The 1,010-nt window shown below is 65.9% G+C and carries 2 protein-coding genes; both read left to right on the forward strand.

The annotated features are described in order from the left end of the window. The coding region (locus tag JYJ84_RS37395) for a ComEC/Rec2 family competence protein (protein WP_374102168.1) at window positions 1-403 on the forward strand (403 nt) is incomplete at its 5' end. Between the two features lie 323 nt (window positions 404-726). Continuing rightward, window positions 727-1,010, forward strand: a 284-nt coding sequence (locus JYJ84_RS37400) for an alpha/beta fold hydrolase (RefSeq protein WP_205190367.1), incomplete at its 3' end; no start/stop codon positions are given.

A 1,010-nucleotide genomic window follows, 5' to 3' on the forward strand; every position in this document is an offset into this window, starting at 1 on the left:
CTCGTCGAACGGGCAGTCGTGCGTGCTGCGCATCGACGCGGGCGATACGTCGGCGCTGTTGACGGGCGACGTCGAAGCGCCCGGCGAACGCCGGCTCGTGGACACCGCGCGCGACGCGCTGGCCGCGCAGATCCTGGTCGTTCCGCACCACGGCAGCCGCACGTCGTCGGTCGAGCCTTTCCTCGATTCGGTCGGGCCGCGCGTCGCGGTATTTCCTGTAGGCTATCGCAATCGTTTCGGACATCCGCACCGGACGGTTCTCGCCCGTTACGAGGCGCGCGGGATTCCGCTGCCGCGCACCGATCGCGATGGCGCCGTGCGGTTCGACGTCGCGCCGGCCGACGGCGGGTTTGCGTTCGAGCGTCATCGCGACGTTCGGCGACGGTACTGGATGGATCGGTGATCGCGGCGCGGGCCGGCGTATCAGGAAAGAAGGCCCGGGACCTGCGCATCGTGCCGAAGCATGGGCCCGGCAGAACACGAAGCAGGGGACCGGAGCAGACTCCGGTCGACCGCGAAGCATGGGACGGGGGTAAGCGCCAAAGCGCTAACTCCGGTCGACCGCGAAGCATGGGACCGGAGCAAGCGCTAAAGCACTAACTCTGGTCGACCGCGAAGCATGGGACGAGAGCAAGTGCTAAAGCACTAACTCTGGTCGACCGCGAAGCATGGGACGAGAGTAAGTGCTAAAGCACTAACTCTCGTCGACAAAGGAGACATCGGCGTTTGAAGGACATCCTCCATTTCTCGCACGCGAACGGCTTCCCGGCGTCGACGTACCGGACGATCTTCGCCGAACTGGCCGACGACTACGAGCTGCGCTACATCGAACGTATCGGCCACGACCGCCGCTACCCGGTGACGCGCGACTGGCCGCATCTCGTCGAGCAACTGCTCGACGATATCGGCAGCCGCTACGAGCGTCCCGTCTGGCTCGTCGGCCATTCGCTCGGCGGCTACCTGTCGCTGATGGCCGCGCTGAAGAAGCCGCATTGGGTGCGCGGTGTCGT

Origin of the sequence: Burkholderia sp. LMG 13014 (genome assembly GCF_905232215.1) — a bacterium.
In the GTDB taxonomy this organism is placed as follows: Bacteria; Pseudomonadota; Gammaproteobacteria; order Burkholderiales; family Burkholderiaceae; genus Burkholderia.